Annotated in this window: 1 protein-coding gene; it reads left to right on the top strand. The window is 58.2% G+C overall.

The features are described from left to right. Nucleotides 1-228: hypothetical protein (locus A5780_RS42060; protein WP_231983055.1), on the top strand; the 228-nt coding region annotated here is incomplete at its 5' end. Nucleotides 229-625: the final 397 nt, after the last annotated feature.

Here is a 625-nt window from a genome sequence, read left to right as displayed (position 1 = left end):
AGCCCGGCGATCGGCAGTCCGTTCGAGACTGCCGCAGAGCCGGTATCGATCCAGGAAAGAACGACCATCGGATCCACAATCAATTTCCCTTCGAAGCAGGAGCAGTTGCCCTACCATCAAAACGCGGAAAATTATGGTTCGCCAGGCGTTGAAGGGATAGAGTTTTTATATATACCCGCGCTAGCCCCACATAGAGATGGGTTTACGTGCGACAGCGGCGAAAATTGATACTCGCAGTATCCCTCGAAATTTTTCCCGCCCGTCGCCGATTGGTGGACACCACGTGGTGAACACCGCCGTGGGGTCGAGGTCGAGCGCGCCTCTTCGCCGGTGAGACCGCTGGTTGTTCGTTGCCGCCATCGCGGGATTCTGGTAGGAACGAAAGCGCTCGGGGGAGAAAGCTTTTCACCAATTCCTGCATTCGTTGACACGAAAGTGTCGGCGTTCGAGGGGGTTTCATGACCACCACCACACCCGATTCACCTGACGCTCGACAGCCACCGGATGTGCACCGTTTGACTGGCGATGTGCCGGTTCGAATTCCAACCCTCGGGCCCTGGCTACGGGTGATGCGCGAACACCGCGACCTGACCCGCGAGCTGGCCGGCCAGTACACACACGTCAG

The organism is Nocardia sp. 852002-20019_SCH5090214, from assembly GCF_001665865.1.
Lineage (GTDB): Bacteria > Actinomycetota > Actinomycetes > Mycobacteriales > Mycobacteriaceae > Nocardia > Nocardia nova.
This window is presented reverse-complemented; position numbering and strand designations above follow the sequence as displayed.